This is a genomic window from Mesorhizobium sp. C268A (genome assembly GCF_040324475.1).
GTDB lineage: Bacteria > Pseudomonadota > Alphaproteobacteria > Rhizobiales > Rhizobiaceae > Mesorhizobium.
In genome coordinates this window covers 3277028-3299900 of the sequence record NZ_JAMYVX010000001.1, presented here as the reverse complement: position 1 = coordinate 3299900, position 22873 = coordinate 3277028, and the positions used below count along the sequence as shown (strand labels likewise).

Genomic DNA, 22873 nt, shown 5'->3' with positions numbered 1-22873 from the left:
CCGCGCGGCGGGTCAAGGCATGCCGAAATAGTCGCGGGCGCGAGCCTCGCTCTCCTTGCGTGCCTGTTCCTCGGCAGGGGTGTACTCACCCATGAAGAGCCGACCACTTCGGCGCCCGTAACCAATGACGATCAACGCCAAACATAGCAACAATGCTGCCGTTGCGACGATCGCGGACAACAGATCGATTGAACCGCAAAACGCTATGAGGGAGCTCAAAAGGATGAACCCAGTCAAGGCCAGAGGGCCTGGCCTGAAGAACCATGAGCAAAACAAAACTGCCAAGTAGAGGAGGACTAGGGGAAGTGGATAGTAAACGTAGAGCCACATGGGACGTTCCTCCTACCTTCTCGCCTTGCGCCAACCCGCCGTCCGCGCTTCGGCCTCGCTGCAGAACCAGCGCTCACCGTACTGAGGACTGATCTTCGTCTCCCAATAGTGCCTCCTGCCCTGGGACGTGATAAATCCGCTCGCCGGTATTGATGGAAATGTTGCCCTTAATATCGCAGCTACCCGCGCCGGCCGTGCGGGTGCCACTCAGCCAGCCAGCTGGGACGAGCCCGACGACCTTATCGAGAGCTTGTGGGTTCACGGTGAAAAACGCCGTCAAGGGAACCATCACCAGCGCCGGCAGGTATTGCCATCGCCACAACCGCCGCCGCTTGGCGTTCTTGCGCCAGCGGTCGGCCTGGTTAGCCCCTCCATGACGCTGGACTTTGCCCACGCCCTCTCTCCCCCGTGGAAAGAATGCGTCCATTCCACGGTTGAGTCCATACATCAGAAGCCGCTAAACTTCGGGTGTTGTGCACGATCCGAGCTAGGCCATGAAAATACTTCGACCGAGAAACAAGCCAAAGAAGGCTTACCCGAACAGCGATAGATTCGGCGAGGACGGGCGGCGCATTTACAGCGCATATGCCGCTGCGGACGGGAAGAAGCCTGTCAATCGGCGCAAACAGCACCGCCGCCTCATGCTCATAGCCGGGGCATCAGTGGCTGCGGTTCTTAGCGCATTGTTTTACCTGATCGGGGCTGGCTAACCCGCGATCGCCATTGCGACGCCAACGCCCAGGCCTATGCGGCCCAGCTTGCCGGCCCCAGCATGGTCCCAATTTGGGACGAACATGTTGGCACCCATATTGCACCGAAATCTTCGCCGGCTTGATCCCCGGTCCTGATCGCGTACTCTGATCAGGTGTAGGCTCGCCGGGCTCGAGGTAGTTGGGGTCTTCGCCCGGCGAGTTGTCCACCAGCACGGAACGCACTGGCCGAGGCCTTGCCTATAAGCCGCGACTTATGCAATATCCGCGCACTCTCCACAGCGAGGCGCGGCATGCTGGCACGGACAGATCGTCATCCCTGCGATATCCACGCCATTGCCCGCACATGCGGCGTCACCCTGCACGACAGCGCCGATAATCGCTCGACCGGCCGGAAGCCTGGTCACTGCTACTGCAAACCCGCGGTCCGCGACATAGGGCGCCGGTACGGGGAATCTCACCTGGCTTTGGTGCTGAAGCTCATCAACTCGACGGGCAATGGCCTCGAGCTCCATGCAGCCACGCTGCAGGCAGTTTCCTATCTGGTCCGCATCGAGGTCATGCCGATCGGCTCGGGCTTGTTCGAGGCCTTCGACAGGATCGACCTTGGCCACGTCCGTCGGCTTGCCAGGGCGATGCCAGGCAGCACGGCAAACAACATGGTGGCGATGCTGTATCCGATGCTGGCCGGAACGTCGCTTTTCGATAAGGTGGCCGCATGAACGAGATCGAGGTCGAGGGCGTCGGCACCTATCGCCTTCCCAATCAATGGCAGGGGCAGCGGCTGAGGCGCCTTCGAGGCGATGAACGCCATACCGCTGTGCTGGCGATCGGTTGCGGGATGACCGTCAGGCAGTTCAACAAGCTCCCCGCCGACAAGCAGCAAGAAGTGTACAAGGCTTATCTGGCGCTGATGTCGCCATCCAATGTCGTGCCTCTGGCGGAGCCGGCGCCGGCCGCAACACGCGCCATCCCCCGCGGGCATCTATCCGACGGCCAGAAGCTCGCCATCGGCCGCTGGCTGCTGCACCACAAGGCCTCTCTGCCGCATGGGCACTTCGGGCCATGGGTGGCCAAGCAGGACGGGCTTTCCCAAAGCATGGCCCAGCAATGCATGCGGCTGGCGACAGGCGGGCGTCAGGACGCGCGGGGTGCTTTGGCGGCGTAAGACAGCGGCCGGCGGAAACGCGTGCTGGCGGGCTTCTGTGAGGCACCCACATTCAAAGGCGACAGGGCACCTGTTAACGAGCACATCGCCGCATGAGGTACGCAAAATCCTCGAACCGTTCTGTGAATTCTTTCAACGGCCCGAGCGCCTGATCTCTGGCGGCCACCATCGCGTCGAAAGCTTCAAGCTCCGTGCCGTGCAACTGGGGCCGCGCAGAGGCGTAGTCCACGCTTTCGAGCGCTTGAACAAATTTGCGGCTACCTCCAGCCGCCTCGTCCGACGGTCCAGCGAGGGCTTCACATATCCAGGTATCGGTCTGTGCGGCGGCGGCAGATAAGCCGGAAGCGACAATCAGAATTGCTGCTAGTATAGACGTCTTCATCCTATGCGGCACAGTAATACCCCTCCCGTTATTTCCCCGCTTCAGCATCGCGCAACTGGCAGGCGCGCGCAAGCGTCGCCTCGAAACACTTCGGGCGGTCGCACTGTTCCCATATCCGTGTCTCCCAAAACTGCCCACTACCTCAACGGTTGGTGGGCTTTTTTGTACATTAGCGGAACCTGAAATTTGGGGGCTTGTTGATAGAACGGCAGCGAGTGGGTGATCGCTGCTGGTCGAGGTCCCGCAAGACTCGGCCGGGCTCGCATCACCTGCCCCGGTCGGTGCGAGCCCACTGTTGGGACCTGCATCCGCCCCTATTTGATACTAGGGGACGGTGGTTTCACCATCACGCGCAATTGCATCTGGTCGATCGTTGCGACGATGGCAGCCGCCAGCGCTTCCGCCTCATCCATGAGCCCCGGCCCATAGAGACCGTTCACCGCTTCCTCGCTGGGCAGCACGCCGGGCGGGCAGTGATCCTCGATTGTGCGCCGGATGAGCGTCAGCGCTGCCCGGCATTCGTCGGCTTCGATCTTCATAACCATTGAAACATGCATTTGAGCTAAAATGTTCCGGAACCGATTTCGGGCTCGCGGCTTGAATCGCCGGGTGTGGGTCAGTGCATGCGTTTGAAGTTCATCGAGCCTTTGATGCCGACCTTGGTGGAGAAGCCTCCCGAGGGCGATGGATGGACTCACGAGGTGAAGTTTGACGGCTACCGTTCCCAGATGGTCATCGATGAGGACGGGACGCGGATCTACACCCGCCGCGGGCTCGACTGGACAACCAAATATCGCGATATCGTTGCGGCCAGCGCGGAGCTCGGCGCCGAGAGCGCAATCATCGACGGGGAGATCGTCGTGTTGAACGATGCTGGCCTGTCGGACTTCGGCGAACTGCGCAAGGCGATCACACGCAGGCAGCACGACCTCTATTTCGTCGCCTTCGATCTCCTCCACCTCAACGGCCACGATCTGCGCGACATGGCCCTGCAGGAACGGCGCGAGATCCTTGAAAGCATGATCCCCGCCAACATTCGCATCCAGTTCAGCCAGGCGCTGCCCGGAGACGCTAAAGCCATATTCCACCTGATCGATGATGCCGGCCTTGAGGGCATGGTGTCGAAGCGACGTGACAGCAAATACCGCAGCGGTCGGTCGACAGCCTGGCTGAAGATCAAGAGCTACATGGTGGAGGAATACGACCTGCTTGGCGTCGAGCGTGAACCCGGCAAGCCGGCCTTTGCGCTGATGGCCGACCGGAAGACCGGCCAGTATGTCGGCTCAGCGTTCATCAACTCCAGCCGACCAATTCGCGAACGGCTATGGAAGCGCGTCCAGGAGCACGCCGGGCCGGCGCCCAAGGGCATGAAGCGGCCGGCCACCCAATGGGTAAAGCCGGGGCTCATTGGCCGCGTGAAGCACTTGCGCGGCGAGGAAGACCTTAGGCATGCCTCGCTGCAGGATTTCCGCGAGGAAGATTGAACGCTATATCGGAGCCATGCCAGCAGATCGCCTTACCGTCCGCTTCGCCTATCAAATCGGCTTTCAGGTCCTCGACGGAAGCGCGATCCTCCAGACGTTCGAGAAACAGGACGAGGCGTTCAAGTTCGTGCTCGGCCGGGGTGCTCGCGTTTGGCTGGCGTGGTCGCGGACCGTCATAGGAGGGCAGACGGCGCCCTTCGATTTCGCCGCAGCATTCCAGCAGGAAAAGGTCGGCCGCATCATGAAGACGATGCACGGCCCAGCCGCAGGCACTTGGTTCTGGACCTGCCATGACGGCGGCGCGCGCGGAACAGTCCAAACGAAGGATGAGGCTGTTGCTGGGGTCGAGCGGGCATTCACGCGGCGCATCGCCGGGGCGGATCTACGCTAGCCGGCCAGTGCCATTCCAAAACCAACACCTAGCCGATAGCGAGGCCTAGGAACAGCTTGCCGGCAACATCGAGGGCGAAGGCGCGGACAGGTCGCCACGCGTCCTGGCGGGGCTCTCTGAGGGCGTTGGCGATATCATCGAAGATCGCTTCCATGGCATGATTCTAGATCGAACGGCGTTCCCCTTGGAACATTGTAGCCTCGAAACACTTCGGGCGTTGCACTGCCCCATCAGTGCACCGTTCCCTTCTGTTGGAACTGGCCGGCTGCCGAAAGGTGGCCGGCTTTTTCGAGCTTTTGGGAACACAGCGGGCCTTTTGCCGTTTGGTGCCATGGAACAGCTTCGCAGCCAGATGCGGGTATTCGCCGATCCGGGCATGTGGGTCGCCTTGGCGGCAGTGCTGATCCCTTATGCGATCGGTGTCGCACTGCTTCTGAGGGTAGCCGGTTGACCCTTCATCCCCGGTTGTTCACGGGGGCAGCCACTGCGGTTCATGGGCTCATGTAGTTGCCGTCAACGACGGAACCGAGGTTCTCGTTTAAGCTTCCCTTGATGATTGCCACGCCCTTACCCTGCGCGTCGGCGGCATCGCAATACGCGGCGATCGCAATGCTCAGTTGCCCATCGTGACCGGCAGCCTTCCACCTTTCGGTCGAGACTTGTACGAACATCGCAGGCCCGCTGAAATCGGTGGCGCCGGTGCGTCTTATGCTGTTGATCGTGTTATCCCATGAAACAAGCACGGCTTTCGCGTTGATCATGGGGCAGCCTTGGTGGACTGCAGCATTGACGCTCGAAGCGGTTGCAGATCCGTCGCTGCTATTCGTGCCCTCAGGGCCTTTGAACATCCAAACGAAGCCCATCGCGACGACAGCGACGGCCCCAATTCTTGCCCTTTCGCCCACTCTCCCAACTCCCCTTTTGGGGCAGAACATCACCTAAGAGGCGCACGCGCAAGCCGGCTCCGTTCGGGAGTGCTTGACCATTTCAGCGAATAAGCGGCTGATAGACCTGCCAGCGCGAAGCAAATCCGAGAGCGCCGAATTTGCGCACCCTCGCAAATTTCACAAGAACAGCTTGGCTACTTGGATCGCAAACCAAACAACAGCTAAAACTGTGCCCATCACGCCAAGCAGCATCGGACCGTATGGATAGAGGCGGCGACCCACCACTATCGGAAGAAACACCATGGCGACCAGAGCAAACGTGACCGCCAGTTCGATGTGATTAAGCACGGTTCCGCAACCTCACTCCGGCACCGCCGCCATTCTCGGGGATGAACTCGACACCGGCGAATTCGAGGGCCGAATGTCGGCCGTCTTTCACTCACCCTTCAACACCTGGTGTCTGATCAGCCAGTCACGAATGATCAATCGAACGGCTTCAGGTCGCGAAACATCGTGCTCAGCAACAAATTGATCAACGCCCGCGAGCATGTCGGGTTGAAGGCGAACCATGATCGGCAAGCCCTTTCCGGTGGGGGCTGGTCCCCGCCGTTTCTTTGATACCACGGTTTCTTGCTTTGCCATAAAAACCGTGATATCAGAATTCCCGTTCTTGCGGAAGCGCTAGAGCCATACACAAACCGAATTGGAGAAGAATCCGATGCCGAACAACCACGTTCCGGCGGCCGGCGAAGCTATGCCTGGCGCCGTCTCAGCAGCGACAGCGCCGAGCAACGACATGATCGTCATGCCGTTCCACCACGCTTATCGCAACGACTTCGGCATGATCCCTGTCCGCTCTGACGAACGCTTCATGCTCGTCTCGTCGACCAGCTACGACCCTGAGCACTATCCGCCGGGCTCTTGCATTCAATAGGAGCCGCCGACTGATCAAACCTGCAAACTTGCAGGATTTGCCCGCTGCCTCTCGGTGGCGGGCCTTGGCAGCAATTTTAACCAAGTGGTCACCTTTCTGGTTGCAACTTCTGCCAAATGGCAGCATTTGTAAGGTGATTCGCACTAGGGACAGGGAGGTCACAGTGCACATTGCTACACCATCGCCCGCCCCATCAGCCACTCCACGTCACATTCCTGACCTGAGTTTGGAAGGAACCCGGGCCGGCCTAACTGAGGCAGCACTGGAAGCTTTCGTCCGCCTCGCTGACATATGGCGGCTGACCAGTCGTCAAGCGAGCGCCTTGCTTGGTGAATCCGAACGGACTTGGTTCCGTATCAAATCGCGGACCTGGACAGGGGTGCTATCGCAAGACGCGCTTACTCGTATCAGCGCGACTGTTGGCCTGTACAAGGGCCTCCACCTGCTGTTCTCTGACCCGTTAGCGGACGAGTGGGTTCGACGCCCGAACACCGAAACAGTTTTTGGCGGGGATAGCCCTGTCGACTTCATGATCAAAGGCGGCATTCCAGCAATGCTGGAAACCAGAGGTTACGTCGACGCTCTTCGGGGCGGTCTTTGATCGATCTTAAACTGATATCCATAAGGGAGCGGACGGTCCGGCTCATCGCGTCCGCTCACCACAAGCCTCCCGTGCTCGAACCGCTTGCATCCTCCTTCGGCGCCAGAACGCTTCTGGAAGATCTGGAAAGCGTTACGAGCGGTAGACAAGTCGCGCAGCAAGTTGGCATCCCAGGGGTGGGGCCAGAGGCGCTGGCCCAAGGCTACGGCTACACGTACATCAACGCCGCATTTGCTTATCCGCGGCACGCCGGCAACCGGTTCAATTCCAAGGATTGGGGCGCCTGGTATTCAGCATACTCTGTCGATACCGCTCTTCAGGAGGTTGCTTTTCACCTCACTCGAGCGCTTGAAAGCGCTGGTGGAGAATATGACAACACCACCCAATACGTTGAACTTTTCGCCACGTTTCAGGCAGAGTTTCACGACATGCGCGGTTGCGAACCCAAGCCCGACTGCTTGGACCCCGATACATCAAAGGCATATCCGTTGGGGCAAAGCCTAGCCAGCGAATTGCGTGAGGCTGGGTCAAACGGGATCATCTATCCGTCGTGCAGATGTTCCAATAGCGGCTCTTGTTTGGTCGCCTTCTGGCCTGGCTTGGTCCAAGAGTTCCAAAAAGGACACACGTGGGCGCTTACCTGGGCCGGCAGTCCAACGCCGACAATCACAAAAACATAGGCCTAAGGCCGAACTATGCTGACCAACAGATCAGCCCATGCGTCGAGAGCGCGGCGTTTCTCGGGCAGATAGTCGTTGTGGTCATAGTGCTTGCCGGTGACCGCTGCCGCTCCGCCAGTGTCGCCGGCGTGGGCGATGATCTGAGACACGATGAAGCGAGGGAGGCCGATCCGCTCGCTGGTCAGCAGCGTGGCGCCGGTGCGCCGCAAGTCGTGCGGTGTGGCCTTGCCGATCTTTGTCGCCTCGACCAGCCGTTTCATCGCCCTTGAGAAAGCCCGACGGTCGAGCGGCTGGTCGTCTTCCGATCGTGGCGAGGGAAACACATAGTCGCTGCCGTTACCCTCGACCTCGGCCTGGGCCTCGTCGAGCAGCGCGATGGCCGAAGGGCTCAGCGGAACCATATGCGGTTTCTTCCCCTTCATCCGCTCGGCTGGGATGAGCCAGGTCTTGGCAACACGGTCTATCTCGGCCCACCGCATCCCGACCACTTCGCCGCCGCGCTGCAGGGTCACAGCGGCCATTCTAAGCGCGAGGCCCATCAGCACCGACATTGCGAGGTCTTCGATGTCCTGCGGCCTCTGGCAAGCCCGCCAGAAGGTTTTCAGATCATCATCCTTGATCACCGTCGTTCCGACCGACGGCATTGCCACAGCGATGTCGTGCGCCGGGTTGTAGTCGATGACGCCTTCCCGGACCGCGAAGCTCAACAGTTGGCGAATGATGTTTCGACAATGCCGACCATTGGACTTGGCGGCTCTGGCCTGCTTGGCCACAAAATCCCGTATCTCGATCCGCGTGATATTTGCCACGGCGCTCTCGCCGAACTTGGGCTTGACCAGCTTTTCGAATATCCGCTTTTCCTCGGCGATCGTGGTTGCGCGCTTCGGCGCCGCCTTCGGGCCGCCCTTGTGCGTTCCATCTGCTGCCGCAATGAAATAGGCATCGGCCAGCCCAGACAGCTTGTGGAGATGCTTGCGGCGCTCCTCTGCCTTGGTGGCTTTCTCCACGGCCACGACGTCGACCTTGGCCGCCACCGCTCCCTTTGCCTTCCGAGCCTCTTCCCGCGCCTTGGCAAGGCCGACAGAGGGGAATACGCCGAGGTTCTTCCGACGGTGCTCCCCGGCAGCGTTGCGGTAGCGAACCGACCATGAGCGAACGCCCTTTTCAGTGACCCGGAAAATCAGCCCAGCCTCAACGTCGTCGCGCAGCTCCAGCCGCTTGCCAGCCGCAGGCATTGCGTTCTTGACGACGTCGTTTGTCAGTTTCGCCATCGGGGGCAATATTCTCCGGGGGCACATCGGGGGCACAGAACAGTTGCGCTTTAGCGCGTTCTCTCGCACATTGCCGCACGCAAAGCAAATCAGAGAACGACCGGAATGCAAGGGTTTTGGAGAGTTACGGAATGTCCTCGCACAAACCCGCACGAAAGCTGTCCCAGACTACGAATCTGGGGGTCAGGAGTTCGAATCTCTTCGGGCGCGCCATTCCCGCCGAAACTGTGATTTCCTGCGATCCGCTAGCCGGTCCTGGGCTCGCATATGAAGAGCATGTTGCTGAGCACCGCCTCATCCGAGTGCTGGAGAACTGGACGCCGCCTATTCCGGGCTTCTTCATTTATTACCCCAGTCGTCAGCCTGACTGCGCTATAAACTCGCTGCGATGTTCTTGAAATGGCCGGTACGCGGGGACTGCTATCTGGGCGCGGCGACGCAGAACGCTCGCTCGCGCCGCCGCTCAGCAGGCTCACTTTTCTTCCGCTTTCCCGGTCAGGGCCCAATCGGCCTCGCCCCAGCCAGATACCGCTCATTGTCGAACGGCTCGGCGTGGGTGCTGTCCGGGCTCCACATGTGGCGGTGGGTCTCCGTCAGATTGCCGAGATAGACATGCAGTGCGCCCGAGCGGGCGCTGCCGGTGTTGGCCACCGCGTGCACAGTATCAGGGGTCATGTGCACCACCGCGGGCGCCGCGATGTCGTGGCGCTCCGGCGCATCGATCTCGCTGCCGTCGACGGGATAGATGAAGTTGGTCTCGCTGCCCTTGTAGATGCCGATCAGCGCATCCATCAGATGGTTGTGCGGCGGGTACTGCAGGCCGGGCGACAGCGTGATGTGGTAGATGGTCAAGTCAGGGCTGGCATGCAGCAGCACCTCATCGTCGTCTTCCTCATGCGCGAGCACGCCTGATGCATGGAAGCGATCGGTGTGTTCGCGCAGCACCGCCTTGACCCGTTCGAAGGCATGAGCACCTTTGGCTGCGTTGACGATACCGGAGGTTACGGCGTAGAGAGGCGAGTTGGCGGCAAGAGACATTTGTCGTCATCTCCATTGGGAAGCTCAACCAATACAACTGAGATGCTCAGGCTAGCGAATGCCGGCAGACCCGTCAACCGGATGGTCGAACGGGCAAGCAGACTACGCGGGCAGACCACGCGGGCAGACCACACGGGCAGGCAGATATGGCTCCTCCGAAATCAGTGTCACCGTCCGCCGTCAAGGCGCCGTCGACCGCCGACATATTGCGCAGCGAGGAAGCTTATGAGCAGCTGAAGAGCGACATCGTCGCCTGCGTCCTGCAACCCGGCGAAAGCCTGACCGAAAAGCAGATCGGCGACCGCTACCAGATCAGAAAGGCGACGATCCGCTCGGCTTTGGCCCGCCTGACGCAGGAAGGGCTGATCAAGAGCGAGCCGCGCCGCGGCTATGTCATCGCACCGCTTAGCCTGCGCGACGTCAACGAGATCTTCGACGTCCGCAGCCTGATCGAACCGGAAGTGTTCCGGGTGGCCGCGGCAAACCTCACCGAACGCGGGCTCGACGACATCAGGCTGGCGGCGCAGAAGGTGCTGAAGCCGGAGACGCTGCGCAGCCATGTCGCCTTTCTGGCGGCCGACCGCGCCTTTCGCCTGGCCCTGGCCGAACTCTCCGGCAATCTGCGCCTAGTTCGCCTGCTCGACCAAACGCTCGACCAGTCGGAGCGTGTCCTCCATCTCGGCTTCAAATCGCGCGACTTCACGCAAGCGATCATCGGCCAGCAGAAGGAGTTGGTGCTTGCCTGCGAGCTGGCCGAGGTCTCGGCCATCGCAAAGCTTGCCCGCTCGCAGTGCCTGTCGCTCAAGAAGCAGGTGCTCGAGACCTTGCTCGCCGGCTCCAAGCTGCAGGACGCCAATTTGCAAAGCTTCGCCTGAGGCGCGAAGCCTGCGCTCTCTGGCCGATGCTTACCCGTCGATGAAGCGGATGTCCGCATCGGCAAGGCAATAGGGCGCGTAGCGGAAATCGCGGATATGGCTGACCTTTCCATCCTGCCAGTCGACCAGCATGAAGCCGCGCACGGCGTCATCTCCCGCTTGCGGGTTGCGGATCAGGATGGCCGGCCTGCCGTCGACGAAGCCGAGCGACAGCGCCCAATCCTGGACACGGTCGTAATTGCCGAAATAGTTGGAAACCTGCGCTTTGCCGCGCATGCGGGTGCGGTTGACGACTTCAAGCTGGATATCCTCGGCGATCAACGCGCGCACGGCGTCGAAGTCGCGCGCGTTGAACAGGTCGACATAGCGGCGCAGGCGCCGCTCGTCACCGGCGTCGAGTTTTAGGGCAGGCGCCTGCTCGTCCTGTGACGCCAGCATGCGCAGCTGCGACCGCCCGCGATGTAGCGCTGCCTTGGTCGCGGCCAGCGTCGCGCCGGACACTTCGCAGGTTTCGTGCAGGCTGAGGCCAAGCACGTCGACAAGGATCACGGCGCTGCGCTGCACTGTTGCCAGCTGCATGAAGCTTCGCAGGCTGGCGGCGGTGGCGAGCCTCGCATCGGCGCTTGCGGAAGGGTCTTCGATCGTCGTCATATCGGTCTCGCTCATGCGCGCCTGCTCCCGCTGGCGCCGGCGCAGATGATCTTGCGCGGCATTGTGGGCTATGCGGAACAGCCATTGCTCCGGACGCTCGACGGCGGCGTCGCCGTCGATGGCCTGCAGTGCCTTGATCAGTGTCTCCTGGACGATGTCCTCGCCATCGATCACCGAGCCGGCCATGCGGGCGCAGTAGCGGTGCAGCTTCGGTCGCAAGGAGCCGAGCATCGCCTCCAGGGCAACGCGGTCGAGTTTCGCTGTGTTCATCCTGTCCGTTCCCAAAAATGCCGGTCTTTGCATTCAAGCAGGCACGACCTCGCCGGCCAGCATACGATAATTGCCGACGATCTTTGCCGGCGATCTGGCAAGCGGCGTCGAGCGGCGCCCGGCATGATCGGCGCTGAAGGCCTTGAAGGCTGCGAGCCCGGTCAGGCCGTCGCCATCCTGGCTGACAAGATGGATGAACTCGCCATTCTCCAGTTCCAGGACGAGGTAGCGCACGGATTGCGGCTTCGTGTCGTCGAGTGCCTCGAACACCTGTGCAACCAGCATACGGTTCTCGGCGATGCTTTCGTCCTTCACGCCGTAGCGGATGAGATTGTAGCCCATTGTCGTCTCCTGTTTTTCAACTCTGCACGGAGAAGACGTTTCGCGACCTCGAAAAGATTCGTCGCCCGGCGAATCTTTTCGATCATCCGGATCGTCTTTCCCGTGGACGGCTGCGCGGCAGCCGTCCAGGAGCAGGAGAGACCCATCATGCACATCCAGTTTGCCGAATTGCCGGTGTTCGACCAGGACCGCGCCAAGGCCTTCTACACCGGCCATCTTGCTTGCCAGGTGGCGGAGGACCAGCTGATGGGCGACAGCGGCTGGCGCTGGATCGAGCTGACATTTCCCGGCGCCGTCACCAATTTGCATTTCGTCAAACGCCCCGATGACACGCCGGGCACTGAGCCCGTGCTGGTGCTCGTTGATGGCGATGTCGAGGCAACGGTCGCGGGCCTGAAGGCGCGCGGCGTCGAAATCATCACCGAGCCGCAGGAAGCGCCTTGGCAGCGGGGCCGCACGGTCGCCGAATTCCGCGACAGCGAGGGCAACCGCATGGTTGTCACCGGCAAATGATCGGACCCGGCGCAAAGCCGAACTTTGACATGAGAACAACAGGAGAGATGGACATGACCCCCAAACGTCGACGCGGAAAGTACCGGGCGCCAGCCTCTATTATGAGATGCGCGGTTCCGGCCCCGTACTGTTGATAATCCCCGGCGGACCGCAGGACGCCGGCGTCTTCGCCGATGTCGCGGGCCACCTCGCCGACCGCTACACGGTGGTCGCCTATGATCCGCGCGGCAATTCGCGCAGCACCTTCGACGGAGAGCCGCAAGAGCAGGACCTCGACGTCGATGGCGACGATGCTGCGCGATTGATCGAGGCGCTTGGCGCCGGACCGGCCTATGTGTTCGGCACCAGCGGCGGCGCCCAGATCGGGCTCAACCTCGCCGCCCGCCATCCCGGCCGGGTTCGTGCGCTGGTGGCGCATGAGCCGCCCAGCATGATGCTGCTCGACGACCCGTCGCCGTCACTGGCCGGCATGCGCGACCTGCACGACACCTATCGCAGCCAGGGCGTCGAGGCGGCGATGCAGAAATTCTTCAGCGAGAACGGCCTGTCGGAAGGGCCGGACCAGGGTGAAGCCGGACCGCACGAGCCGCAAGACGGACCGCCTTCGTTCGAACCGTCGCCCGAGGAGGCCGAGACCTTTGCCAGGGTCAGCGGCAATTTCGAATACTGGCTGGCGCATGGCGTCATGCCGCTGTCGCTCTACCGTCCTGATATCGAGGCGCTGCGCGGCCGCCCGGTCGTGGTCGGCATCGGCGAAGAGTCCATCGGCCAGCCGATCGACGGCATGGGCAAGGCGCTGGCCGACAGGCTCGGCAGCAAGCGCGCCGCCTTCCCCGGCGACCATATGGGCTTTGCGCCCCATCCCGACCGCTTCGCCGAGACCTTGCACCTGACGCTCAGAGGCGCGTGAGATCGTCAGTCCAATAGGAAAGGAGCGTCCGCATGCACAATGCGGACGCCCTTCTCCCATGAAATCAACCGGCTAAGATTGCTGTATCAGACAGCCTCCCAGCCTTCCTTGCCGCCGGCGCGGAAGATGGCGTCGATGACCTTCTGGTTGAGCACGGACTCCTCCAGCGTGAAGACACGCTCCTTGCCGCCCTGTGCCGCCCTGGCAAACGTCTCGACCTCGCGCCGGTATTGCTGAGTGCCGGGAAAGCGGAACACCTGCGCCTCCGTATGGTTCTGGTTGTGCAGTTCGATGCGGTGATGGTCGTAGAGCCCGGCATTGAACGGCGAGAACACCTCGATGAAACCTTTCTCGCCGTGAAACACCATCACCTGCCGCGCCGCCATCTGCGTCGAGAGGTAGAAGGACAGTTCGAAGTCGCCGAAATCGGCGCGGATCGAGGAGTAGATGTCAGTGCCGAATTTTTTGTCGCGCTCGATCGTCGCCTGCACGCGGAGCGGCTCCTTGCCGGTTGAAAACCGCGTCGACACCGTCGGATAGACGCCGATATCAGGCAGCGCGCCGCCGCCGAGATCGAGCTGGTTGCGCATGTTGGTGGGATCGACATTGTAATAGGAGAAGGCGCCCTGCACATGGCGCAGCCGGCCGATGGCGCCATCGGCGATGAGATCGCGCACCTTGATCCATTGCGGGTGGTAGATGACCATGAAGGCCTCGCAGACCAGCACCTTCTTCTGGTCGCGCAGCTTGATCAGCGGCGCGATGTCCTTGGCGTCGAGCGCCAGCGGCTTCTCCACCAGCACATGTTTTCCCGCTTCGATGGCCTTGGCCGTCCATTCGACATGCTGCGAGGTCGGCAGCGGGATGTAGACGCCGTCGACGTCTTTCGAAGCGAGCAGCTCCTCATACGAACCAAAGGCATGCCTGGCGCCGAACCGCTCGCCCAGGGCCTCGGCCTTCGACAGGTCGCGGCTGGCGATCGCGGACAAAACGCCATTCTCGGCCTCGACGATTGCCGGCAACAATTGCTCGCGGCCGATCTTGGCCGTCGACAAAACACCCCATCGGAACATCAGGCTTCTCCTATCGATTTACAGGCGAGGAGGTTTGCCCGAAATTGCGGGAAAAGCCAATGCGGATCGCTGGTCCTGCTAGCCTCGCTTGCCCGTCAGCGTCATGTCGAAATTGACGATATTCGAATAGATCGGCGTGCCGACATCCATGCCGTACCGGGAGCGCAGCACCTTGCCGGTGACGTGGAATTTAATGACGCCGCCCTTCAGCCCGCCGAGCTCGGCAGTGAACTTTTCCGCAAACGTCTTGCCGCGCGCCGTCAGCCGGCCGCTGACCAGCGCCGTGGTGTCGCTGGTTCGGGTTACGCTGGTCGAGCGGAACTGGATTTCGGGGCTGTTGGCCACGTCGAACACCGCATCGGAGCGCAGGAAGGCGTCGATGCGGCCCTGGCCGGTGCCGACGCTTTCGGGATAGATGGTGAAGTTGACCGCGGAACGGCCGACATCGCTGTTGTCGATGCGGATGGAGCCCTTGAAGCGGCCAAAGGCGCCGTCGAGGCCGCCGCCACCGACCTTGCCGATGGAGAAGCGAATGCTGGAGCTGGCCGGGTTGACCGTGTAGCTGCCGGCGGCGTCGCCGAGGTCCACAGCGGCGGAGACAGGCATGGCAAGGCAAGCGGCAACAGCCGCCAATCCGAAGATGCGCGCATACATGGGTTTTGTCCTTCTGGGGCAGGCGAAGTGTTGCGCCCTCACTCCAATGAACGAATGCGCGGCGCGCGCTATTCCATGTCCTGATCTGACGAAGGCGTGATCATGTGCGTGAGCACGCTGTCGCGCAGCCAGAAATGATGCCGCAGCGCCGCCAGCGCATGCAGCGCAACCAAGGCAATGCCGGCATAGGCGAGATACCAGTGTGCTGCCGCCCAGAAGTTTTCCGCCGCATCGGACACGCCGAGCGGCAGGTTCGGCATCACGAAAAGGTTGAACGGCATGCTGGGGATCTCCAGCATCGACACCGAAACCAGTGCCCAGCCGGACAGCGGCACCGCGAGCTGGAAGCCATAAAGTGCCAGATGCGCCAGCGGCGCCGTCCGACGCTCCAGGCCTCCGACCGAGGCCGGCAAGGCCGGGGCCGCATTGCCGAGCCGCCAGGCAATGCGCAGGATGAGGAGGCCGAGCAGCAGGAAGCCGAAGGATTTGTGCAGCTGGATCAGCTCGAAGGCGGTGCGCTGGCTGGTCAACCGCACCATGATGAAGCCGAGCATGAACTGGCCGATGAACAGGATGCCGATCAGCCAGTGGAGGACGATCGCCGCCCAGCCGTAGCGGGTTGAGTTGTTGGTGATGAATGCCGGCATGGCTGGTGAACGAATTGCAGCTGGGCTTTCTTCCACCCTCCCCCTTGTGGGGAGGGTCGGCGCGAAGCGACGGGGTGGGGGGTAGCGCCCTACGAAGACTCCCACCCCGATCCGCTACGCGGATCGACCCTCCCCACTAGGGGGAGGTGGCTAAGCACCGACCTTGAAGAAATCCACAAACGCCCGCAGCGCCGGGCGCATCTGGCGGCGGCTGGGGTAGTAGACGAAGAAACCGTCGAAGGGCGGACACCAGTCTTCCAGCACGCGGATCAAGCGACCGTCGGCGAGCGGCGCGCGCACATAATCGTCGAAGACGAAGGCGAGCCCAGCGCCGTCGACCGCCGCCTGGGCGATCAGATGGTCTTCGTCGAGGATCAGCGGCCCTTGCGCCGCGATCTCGATCTCTTCGCCATCCTTCTCGAATTCCCAGCGGTAAAGAATGCCGCTGGAAAAACGGAAGCGGATGCAGCGGTGGTCGGCAAGATCGCGCGGATGACGGGGTCTTGGCATGGTCGCGAAATAGGATGGCGCGCCGACCACGGCGCCGCGAAGGTCCGGTCCGATGCGCACCGCGATCATGTCGCGCTGCAGGCTCTCACCGAGCCGCACGCCGGCATCGAAGCCGCCTTCGACGACGTCGGTGAAGCGATCCTCGATGACGATTTCCAGCACGATGTCGGGATAGGCCGCGGCAAAGCCGCCGAGCCTGGGCGTCAATGCCAGGTGGGCCGCGGTGCGCGGCACGGTCAGCCGCAGGTTGCCGGCCGGCCGGTCGCGCGCCTCGATCGCCGTTTCCAGCGCCAGATCGATCTCGGACAGCGCTGGTCGCAGCCGTTCGAGCAACTGCGCGCCCTCTTCCGTTGGCGCTACGCTGCGGGTGCTGCGCGCCAAAAGCCGCACGCCGAGCCGCGCCTCCAGGCTGGACACGGCATGGCTCACTGCCGAGGGCGCGATGGCCAGTTCGCGCGCCGCGCCACGAAAACTGCCGCATTGGGCGACTGTTGCCAGTACAGCGAGTTGAGAAAGATGCGCTCGGTTCATTGCTCTATTTTATAGAACAGCCCGTGCGAATGACAGCCAATTATCGAACGCCAGGCTAGGCGCTATCTCTCTTTCATCGCAACAAGGAGACGCGCCATGAAAACCCGCAAACTTGGTACTGAACTCGAAGTCTTCCCCGTCGGCCTCGGCTGCATGGGCATGAGCTTCGCCTATGGCGGTCAGGCCGAAGCGGACGCAATCGCCACGCTGCGCCGCGCTGTCGAGATCGGCGTGACGTTTTTCGACACCGCCGAAGTCTATGGTCCCTTTGAGAACGAGATCCTTCTCGGCAAGGCGTTGAAGCCGGTGCGCGACAGGGTGACGATCGCCACCAAATTCGGCTTCAAGATTTCCGAGGAAGGCTCAGGCCTCGAACGTATGGTTGGCGTCGATAGCCGCCCGGAGCGCGTCAAGGCAGTGGCGGAAGCCTCGCTGAAACGGCTCGATACCGATGTCATCGACCTCTACTACCAGCACCGCGTCGATCCCGGCGTGCCGATAGAGGACACGGTCGGTGCCATGGCCGAGCTGGTGCGCGATGGCAAGGTGCGGGCGCTGGGCCTGTCGGAGGTCAGTGCCGCCACCATCCGCCGGGCGCACGCCGTGCATCCGATCGCTGCCGTGCAGAGTGAGTACTCGCTTTGGAGCCGCGACCCCGAAGACGAAGTGTTCGATGTCTGCCGCGAACTCGGCATCGGCTTCGTCCCCTACAGCCCGCTCGGTCGCGGCCTGCTCACCGGCACCATCGCCAAGCCCGAGGCCCTCAGCGACGACGATTGGCGCCGCACCTTGCCGCGTTTCCAAGCCGACGCCATGGCGGCAAACGCCAAGGTCGTTGCGACGCTGGAAAAGCTGGCGGTGGAAAAAGGCGTCACATCGGCGCAGCTGGCGCTGGCTTGGGTGCTGCACCAGGGCGACTTCATCGTGCCGATCCCCGGCGCAAGAAAGATACGCCATCTCGAGCAGAACACGGCGGCGGTCGGGATCGAGCTGAGCGCGGCCGAGGTGGCGGCGATTGGCGACGCGCTGTCGCCGGATAAGGTGGTTGGCAAGCGCTATACGGAGGAACTGTTGGCGCTGGTGAATGGGTGAACAAGCGGGGGAGCTTGGCGCCCTGAGAAGTCAGCGCGCGGCACCCCCCTCTGTCCTGCCGGACATCTCCCCCCGCAAGGGGGAGATCGGCTGTCGTCGCTGTTTTCGCCAATCACCAACGTTGCAGAAAGTGCGCCAACGACGAAGGTGCCAATCTCCCTCCTTGCGGGGGAGATGGCCGGCAGGCCAGAGGGGGGTGCCTCGCGCCGCCATTTCGTATCACCAAGGCACCACCGTAATCTCCGGCCAGCACGCCTTCGCCCTCGCCCCCTTGGCCTCATGCGTGCGCCTGTTATCCATCAGCCGGTTGGGCGTGATGCGAAACGCGAAGAGGTCATCCAGCCCGAACGGCGCCACGACCTCAAGCTGCCCATCGGCATCGTATCGCACCCCGACCGCATGCGTCTTCGAAGCAAAATAGCTCACCGACTCGCTGGAACTCGTATAGCGCGGGCAGGGCTGGCCGAATTTCTGCGGATACCACAGATGCACCCGTGCCTGGTTGCGCACCTCGGCCGGCAGAGCCAGCCCCTCGAAATGCTGCGCCGCCCGGCGGATGACCGCGTCCTCGGCCTCGTAGGACAGGTCGCTGTTATCGAAGTAGAAGAGATCGACATCCTTGATGCCGTAGCCCGGCGGCTTGCCGGTCAGGTGGTTCCAGACGCTGTTGTAGAGCGCACCGGACACCACCAGCCAGTCCGGCAACGCCAGCGTCCGTGCCCGCTCCAGCGCGTCGCTGACGAGCGCATCCGCCAACACGATGGCGAGAAACGCTTCGCGCTGGGCTTCGAACGGCAGACCGGAATAGCGCAGATGGTCCATCGCCCTTTGGAGAGCGATTCGCCACCTGTCGGCAATCCTCAGAAGCAATTCCAGGAAAAGTGTGTAGCGGGAAAGCGCGCCGCGCTTTCCCTAAGAATTGCGTGAAGTCGAAATACGTAGGGCGGCGTTAGCCGCTCTACGTTCTCAGCATGCCGCCCGTTTGCTTGCCAACATTGTCGACGATGCGCTTGGCCAGCGCCTCGAAATCCTCGTCGGTGAGCGTCTTTTCAACCGGCTGGATAGATACTTCGATGGCAATCGACTTCTTGGCGGTCCCGAGAGATGCCCCCTCGAACACATCGAACACCGAAACGCCGGTGACCAGCTTCTTGTCGGCGGCGAGCGCCGCGCGCACCAGCGCGCCGGCCTCCACCGTCTTGTCGACGACGAAAGCAAAGTCGCGCTTCACCGCCTGGAAGGCGGACAGCTCCAGCTTTGGCTTGGTTTTCGTCGGCTTGGCCTTCGGCTCGGGCACGGCGTCGATATAGACCTCGAAACCGCAGATCGGTCCGGAAACGTCCAACCCCTCCAGCGTCTTCGGGTGGAACTCGCCGAAGGTGCCGAGCACTGTCTTCGGGCCGAGCTTGATCGTGCCGGAGCGGCCGGGATGATACCAGGCCGGATCGCCTGGCTCGATCTGCAGCCTGTCGACCGGCGCGCCGCAGGCTTCCAGCGCTGCAATCGCGTCGGCTTTGGCGTCGAACACGCCGACCGGACCGGAATTGCCGGCCCAACTGCGGCCGGAACCGTCGAGCTTGGCGGTGCCGCGGCGCACACCGGCGGCAACGCGCCGCTGCTGGTCGGGGCCGTCGCCCTCATAGGTACCGGAGACCTCGAACAGCGCGACATCGCCGATGCCCTTGTCGGCATTGCGCTGCGCGGCGACGATCAGGCCGGGCAACAGCGAGGGCCGCATATCGGACATGTCGGCTGCAATCGGATTGGCGAGCTTCAGCGCCGTCTGGCCGCCGCCGAACAGTTCGGCGTGTTTGGCCGGGATGAACGACCAGGTGAGAACCTCCAGCATGCCCCGCACGGCGAGCGAGCGCTTGGCAGTGCGGGTGCGAACCTGCAGCGTCGTCAGTATCTTGGAGTTGACCGCGTCATGCGCGCCGAGCGGCTGCGGCGCGATGTTGTCGACGCCGTGGATGCGCATCACTTCCTCGACCAGGTCGGCCTTGCCGTCGACGTCAGGACGCCAGGACGGCACAGCGACATCGACGACGTCGCCCGAGCCTGACGGCTTGAAGCCGAGGCGGGTCAGGATGTCGAGGCTTTCCGCCTTCGGCACCTCGATGCCGGTCAGCCGCTTCACTTCCGAGATCGGGAAGGAAACGATCTTCGGCTTGTAGCCGGCATAGCCGACCACCTCCGTCTCGGTCGGCTCTCCGCCGCAGAACTCCAGCACCAGCTTTGTCGCCAGCTCGACGCCGGGCACCATGAATTCCGGGTCGACGCCACGCTCGAAACGGTAACGGGCATCGGTGATGATGCCGTGCGTACGGCCGGTGCGGGCCGTGGTGATCGGATCCCAAAGAGCGGATTCGATCAGCACGTCCGTGGTGTTCTCGTCGCAGCCGGAATGCTCGCCGCCCATGACACCGGCGATCGATTCGACGCCATTGTCGTCGGCGATCACGCACATCTGCGGCGTCAGCGTGTATTCGCGCCCGTCAAGCGCCAGCACCTTCTCGCCGTCGCGTGCGCGGCGCACGACGAGATTGCCGGCGACCTTCTTGGCATCGAACACATGCAGCGGCCGGCCACGGTCGAAGGTGACGTAGTTGGTGATGTCGACCAGCGCGCTAATCGGGCGCAAGCCGATGGCGATCAGCCTTTGCTGCAGCCATTTCGGCGACGGCCCGTTCTTCACGCCTTTCACCAGGCGCAGCGCGAAACCGGGGCAGAGCTCCGGCGCCTCGATGGTCACCTTGACCGGTGTTTCACCTTTGCCAAGGACCGCTTCGACCGGCGCGGTCTTGAGCCGGCCAAGCCCGCTTGCCGCCAGGTCCCGGGCGACGCCGTAAATGCTGGTCGCATCCGGCCGGTTCGGCGTCAGATTGATCTCGATCACCGGATCGTCGAGATGCGCGTAAGCCGCGAAGCTGGTGCCGACAGGCGCATCGGCCGGCAGGTCGATAATGCCATTGTGCTCATCCGACAGCTCCAGCTCGCGCTCGGAACACATCATGCCATGGCTCTCGACGCCGCGGATCTTGCCGACGGTCAGCGTCACGTCGATACCGGGCACATAGGCGCCGGGCGCGGCGAAGGCGCCGATCAGGCCGGCGCGGGCATTCGGCGCACCGCACACCACCTGGACAGGGGCTGCGCCATTGCCGGTGTCGACGGTCAGCACCCGCAGCCGGTCGGCGTCGGGATGCTGCACCGCCGTCAGCACCTTGGCGATGACGAACGGCTTCAGGCCGGCCTTGTCGTCGACATGCTCGACTTCGAGGCCGATCGAGGTCAGCCTCTCGACGATCTCGTCGAGCGTGGCGTCGGTGTCGAGATGATCCTTGAGCCAGGAAAGGGTGAGTTTCATCACTGTGTTCCGTTTTGTCTGTACCCGCCCGGACCTTGTCCATCGGGTCTGGGCACGCTTGTCTTCAAATGGCGCGGCAAGTCGTCGGGCATATGCACGAAGGGCAGCTGCTCGCGCACATAGGCATGGTGCGTCGGCCGGAAATAGGCCGGCATGTCCATGGCGCCCAGCATGAAATAGATGTGGTCTTCCAGCCGCTCGTCGACATAGGCGATAGGCGAGCCGCAAATGCCGCAGAACGAGCGCGTCACCGGCCCGTTCTCGTACATCTTCAGCGCCTTGCCGGTGAAAGCCACCTGCTCGGTCAGGAAGCCGACAAAGGCCGACACCGGCGCGCCGCTGGCGCGCCGGCAATCGCCGCAATGGCAATAGCTGATATGGTGCGGTTCGACTGATGCCTCGAACCGTACCGCGCCGCAGCGGCAGCCACCCGTGTGCGGCGCCGTCATGCGGAAAGACCTCCGAACAGCGTCGGCATCTCGAGCGGCCTGAAACCGTAATGCGACAGCCAGCGCACATCGGCGTCGAAGAAGGCGCGCAGGTCCGGCATGCCGTATTTCAGCATGGCGATGCGGTCGATGCCCATGCCCCAGGCAAAGCCCTGATATTCGTCGGGATCGAGCCCGCCGGCGCGCAGCACATTGGGGTGGACCATGCCGCAGCCGAGGATCTCCATCCAGTCGGAGCCTTCGCCGAATCGCACTTCGCCGGGCCGCGAGCGGTCGCACTGGATGTCGACCTCGAGGCTGGGCTCGGTGAACGGGAAGAAGGACGGCCGGAAGCGCATCTTGACCTGCGGCACCTCGAAGAAAGCCTTGCAGAATTCTTCCAGCACCCACTTCATGTTGGCGACATTGGCCGATTTGTCGATCACCAGCCCCTCGACCTGATGGAACATCGGCGAGTGGGTAGCGTCGGAATCCTGCCGGTATGTCTTGCCGGGAATGACGATGCGGATCGGCGGCTTCTGCTTCTCCATGGTGCGGATCTGTACCGGCGAGGTGTGCGTGCGCAACAGCTTGCGCTCGCCCTTTTCGTCCGGCTGGAAAAAGAAGGTATCGTGCATCTCGCGCGCCGGATGCCCTTCGGGGAAATTCAGCGCGGTGAAATTGTAATAGTCGCTCTCGACATCGGGACCTTCTGCGATGGCAAAGCCGAGATCGCCGAAGATCGCCGCGATCTCGTCGATGACCTGGCTGATCGGATGGATGCGGCCGCGCTCGGCCGGCGATTGCCGCACCGGCAGCGTCACGTCGACCGTCTCGGCGGCAAGGCGCGCCGTGACCGCCACATCCTTCAGCTCGGCCTTGCGTGTCGTCAGCGCTTCGGTGACGCGGTTCTTCAGGCCGTTGATCGCGGGGCCCTTGACCTGGCGCTCCTCGGCGCTCATCGCGCCCAGTGTCTTCAGCAATTCCGAGATCGACCCCTTCTTGCCGAGAGCCGCGACGCGCACGGCTTCGATAGCAGCCTCATCGGCGGCCGACGCGACGTCGGCAAGCAGGGAGTTTTCGAGAGTATCCAAGCCGGTAGCTATGTCGTTCACGGTCAAACTCGCTGTGTTG

The 22873-nt window shown here is 62.5% G+C and carries 29 protein-coding genes and 2 pseudogenes; 12 read left to right on the top strand and 19 right to left on the bottom strand.

What is annotated here, in order from left to right:
- Positions 1–12: 12 nt before the first annotated feature.
- Together NKL06_RS15910 and NKL06_RS15905 are read right to left on the bottom strand one after the other, a co-directional pair.
- Entirely contained in the window at positions 13–330 is a 318-nt protein-coding gene (locus tag NKL06_RS15910; protein ID WP_023693033.1) for a hypothetical protein, read from the bottom strand.
- Between the two features lie 12 nt (positions 331–342).
- Positions 343–724: pseudogene (locus NKL06_RS15905) on the bottom strand (sunset domain-containing protein).
- A gap of 609 nt (positions 725–1333) precedes the next feature.
- Between NKL06_RS15905 and NKL06_RS15900 the strand changes: the two are divergent.
- Together NKL06_RS15900 and NKL06_RS15895 are read left to right on the top strand one after the other, a co-directional pair.
- Positions 1334–1762, top strand: coding sequence for a hypothetical protein (locus NKL06_RS15900; RefSeq protein ID WP_156939151.1), 429 nt, complete (start codon positions 1334–1336; stop codon positions 1760–1762).
- A complete protein-coding gene (locus tag NKL06_RS15895; RefSeq protein WP_023693037.1) occupies positions 1759–2208 on the top strand; it encodes a DUF3102 domain-containing protein in 450 nt (149 codons plus the stop codon). Before NKL06_RS15900 ends, NKL06_RS15895 begins: the two co-directional genes overlap by 4 nt.
- 696 nt (positions 2209–2904) lie before the next feature.
- Here the strand turns inward: NKL06_RS15895 and NKL06_RS15890 are convergent.
- On the bottom strand, positions 2905–3129 hold the full coding sequence (locus tag NKL06_RS15890) for a hypothetical protein (protein WP_023693039.1): 225 nt from the start codon (positions 3127–3129) through the stop codon (positions 2905–2907).
- A gap of 84 nt (positions 3130–3213) precedes the next feature.
- On the opposite strand from NKL06_RS15890, the gene NKL06_RS15885 reads away from it, so the two are divergent.
- Entirely contained in the window at positions 3214–4074 is an 861-nt protein-coding gene (locus NKL06_RS15885; RefSeq protein ID WP_023693040.1) for an ATP-dependent DNA ligase, read from the top strand.
- Positions 4075–4090: 16 nt separating this feature from the next.
- Positions 4091–4465, top strand: coding sequence for a hypothetical protein (locus tag NKL06_RS15880; protein ID WP_352580554.1), 375 nt, complete (start codon positions 4091–4093; stop codon positions 4463–4465).
- A 28-nt stretch (positions 4466–4493) separates the two neighbouring features.
- Here the strand turns inward: NKL06_RS15880 and NKL06_RS15875 are convergent, their stop codons facing one another.
- From NKL06_RS15875 to NKL06_RS15855, 4 genes are all read right to left on the bottom strand, one after another.
- On the bottom strand, positions 4494–4619 hold the full coding sequence (locus NKL06_RS15875; RefSeq protein ID WP_023693042.1) for a hypothetical protein: 126 nt from the start codon (positions 4617–4619) through the stop codon (positions 4494–4496).
- A 337-nt stretch (positions 4620–4956) separates the two neighbouring features.
- Positions 4957–5370 carry a hypothetical protein gene (locus NKL06_RS15870; RefSeq protein WP_156939152.1) on the bottom strand — a complete coding sequence of 138 codons (414 nt, stop codon included), beginning with the start codon at positions 5368–5370 and terminating at the stop codon, positions 4957–4959.
- A 159-nt stretch (positions 5371–5529) separates the two neighbouring features.
- Positions 5530–5700 (bottom strand): hypothetical protein, encoded by a 171-nt coding sequence (locus tag NKL06_RS15865; RefSeq protein WP_023693045.1) that lies wholly within the window; start codon positions 5698–5700, stop codon positions 5530–5532.
- Positions 5701–5787: 87 nt separating this feature from the next.
- Complete coding sequence (locus NKL06_RS15855) at positions 5788–5922, bottom strand: ribbon-helix-helix domain-containing protein (RefSeq protein WP_023693046.1); 135 nt, start codon at positions 5920–5922, stop codon at positions 5788–5790.
- Positions 5923–6070: 148 nt separating this feature from the next.
- Here NKL06_RS15855 and NKL06_RS15850 point away from each other — a divergent pair, with 148 nt between their 5' ends.
- From NKL06_RS15850 to NKL06_RS15840, 3 genes are all read left to right on the top strand, one after another.
- Complete coding sequence (locus NKL06_RS15850) at positions 6071–6286, top strand: hypothetical protein (protein WP_156939153.1); 216 nt, start codon at positions 6071–6073, stop codon at positions 6284–6286.
- Positions 6287–6419: 133 nt separating this feature from the next.
- Complete coding sequence (locus tag NKL06_RS15845; RefSeq protein ID WP_352581210.1) at positions 6420–6887, top strand: antitoxin Xre-like helix-turn-helix domain-containing protein; 468 nt, start codon at positions 6420–6422, stop codon at positions 6885–6887.
- Entirely contained in the window at positions 6884–7567 is a 684-nt protein-coding gene (locus tag NKL06_RS15840) for an RES family NAD+ phosphorylase (RefSeq protein WP_023693049.1), read from the top strand. The genes NKL06_RS15845 and NKL06_RS15840 overlap by 4 nt, the downstream gene beginning before the upstream one ends.
- A gap of 2 nt (positions 7568–7569) precedes the next feature.
- Here the strand turns inward: NKL06_RS15840 and NKL06_RS15835 are convergent, their stop codons facing one another.
- Entirely contained in the window at positions 7570–8838 is a 1269-nt protein-coding gene (locus NKL06_RS15835) for a tyrosine-type recombinase/integrase (protein WP_023693050.1), read from the bottom strand.
- Between the two features lie 245 nt (positions 8839–9083).
- Here NKL06_RS15835 and NKL06_RS15830 point away from each other — a divergent pair.
- Positions 9084–9236: pseudogene (locus tag NKL06_RS15830) on the top strand (LysR family transcriptional regulator); the annotation flags it as partial.
- 97 nt (positions 9237–9333) lie between these two features.
- On the opposite strand, the gene NKL06_RS15825 reads toward NKL06_RS15830, so the two are convergent.
- Positions 9334–9876: an autotransporter gene (locus tag NKL06_RS15825; protein ID WP_023693051.1), complete on the bottom strand. Its 543-nt coding sequence runs from the start codon at positions 9874–9876 to the stop codon at positions 9334–9336.
- Positions 9877–10022: 146 nt separating this feature from the next.
- Here NKL06_RS15825 and NKL06_RS15820 point away from each other — a divergent pair, with 146 nt between their 5' ends.
- Positions 10023–10751 carry a GntR family transcriptional regulator gene (locus NKL06_RS15820; RefSeq protein ID WP_031198350.1) on the top strand — a complete coding sequence of 243 codons (729 nt, stop codon included), beginning with the start codon at positions 10023–10025 and terminating at the stop codon, positions 10749–10751.
- 30 nt (positions 10752–10781) lie between these two features.
- Here NKL06_RS15820 and NKL06_RS15815 read toward each other — a convergent pair whose 3' ends face one another.
- The gene (locus NKL06_RS15815; protein WP_023693053.1) at positions 10782–11672 is read right to left on the bottom strand and encodes a sigma-70 family RNA polymerase sigma factor; all 891 of its coding nucleotides are present in this window, start codon (positions 11670–11672) and stop codon (positions 10782–10784) included.
- 33 nt (positions 11673–11705) lie between these two features.
- The gene (locus NKL06_RS15810; RefSeq protein ID WP_023681378.1) at positions 11706–12014 is read right to left on the bottom strand and encodes a hypothetical protein; all 309 of its coding nucleotides are present in this window, start codon (positions 12012–12014) and stop codon (positions 11706–11708) included.
- Positions 12015–12161: 147 nt separating this feature from the next.
- On the opposite strand from NKL06_RS15810, the gene NKL06_RS15805 reads away from it, so the two are divergent.
- Entirely contained in the window at positions 12162–12527 is a 366-nt protein-coding gene (locus tag NKL06_RS15805; protein WP_023693054.1) for a VOC family protein, read from the top strand.
- 106 nt (positions 12528–12633) lie between these two features.
- Positions 12634–13437 carry an alpha/beta hydrolase gene (locus NKL06_RS15800; RefSeq protein ID WP_023693055.1) on the top strand — a complete coding sequence of 268 codons (804 nt, stop codon included), beginning with the start codon at positions 12634–12636 and terminating at the stop codon, positions 13435–13437.
- 86 nt (positions 13438–13523) lie between these two features.
- On the opposite strand, the gene NKL06_RS15795 is transcribed toward NKL06_RS15800, so the two are convergent.
- From NKL06_RS15795 to NKL06_RS15780, 4 genes are all read right to left on the bottom strand, one after another.
- Positions 13524–14510 carry a Gfo/Idh/MocA family protein gene (locus NKL06_RS15795; protein ID WP_023693056.1) on the bottom strand — a complete coding sequence of 329 codons (987 nt, stop codon included), beginning with the start codon at positions 14508–14510 and terminating at the stop codon, positions 13524–13526.
- Positions 14511–14588: 78 nt separating this feature from the next.
- On the bottom strand, positions 14589–15164 hold the full coding sequence (locus tag NKL06_RS15790; RefSeq protein WP_023681381.1) for a YceI family protein: 576 nt from the start codon (positions 15162–15164) through the stop codon (positions 14589–14591).
- Positions 15165–15232: 68 nt separating this feature from the next.
- A complete protein-coding gene (locus NKL06_RS15785) occupies positions 15233–15811 on the bottom strand; it encodes a cytochrome b (RefSeq protein ID WP_023693057.1) in 579 nt (192 codons plus the stop codon).
- Between the two features lie 150 nt (positions 15812–15961).
- Entirely contained in the window at positions 15962–16852 is an 891-nt protein-coding gene (locus tag NKL06_RS15780; RefSeq protein WP_023687444.1) for a LysR family transcriptional regulator, read from the bottom strand.
- 96 nt (positions 16853–16948) lie between these two features.
- Between NKL06_RS15780 and NKL06_RS15775 the strand changes: the two genes are divergently transcribed.
- A complete protein-coding gene (locus tag NKL06_RS15775) occupies positions 16949–17944 on the top strand; it encodes an aldo/keto reductase (RefSeq protein ID WP_023693058.1) in 996 nt (331 codons plus the stop codon).
- 219 nt (positions 17945–18163) lie between these two features.
- On the opposite strand, the gene NKL06_RS15770 is transcribed toward NKL06_RS15775, so the two are convergent.
- From NKL06_RS15770 to pheS, 4 genes are all read right to left on the bottom strand, one after another.
- The gene (locus NKL06_RS15770) at positions 18164–18766 is read right to left on the bottom strand and encodes a nucleotidyltransferase family protein (RefSeq protein ID WP_023693059.1); all 603 of its coding nucleotides are present in this window, start codon (positions 18764–18766) and stop codon (positions 18164–18166) included.
- A gap of 136 nt (positions 18767–18902) precedes the next feature.
- Positions 18903–21311 carry a phenylalanine--tRNA ligase subunit beta gene (gene pheT / locus NKL06_RS15765; RefSeq protein ID WP_023693060.1) on the bottom strand — a complete coding sequence of 803 codons (2409 nt, stop codon included), beginning with the start codon at positions 21309–21311 and terminating at the stop codon, positions 18903–18905.
- Positions 21311–21760 (bottom strand): GFA family protein, encoded by a 450-nt coding sequence (locus NKL06_RS15760; protein WP_023672279.1) that lies wholly within the window; start codon positions 21758–21760, stop codon positions 21311–21313. Before NKL06_RS15760 ends, pheT begins: the two co-directional genes overlap by 1 nt.
- Complete coding sequence (pheS, locus tag NKL06_RS15755) at positions 21757–22854, bottom strand: phenylalanine--tRNA ligase subunit alpha (protein WP_023693061.1); 1098 nt, start codon at positions 22852–22854, stop codon at positions 21757–21759. The genes NKL06_RS15760 and pheS overlap by 4 nt, the downstream gene beginning before the upstream one ends.
- Positions 22855–22873: the final 19 nt, after the last annotated feature.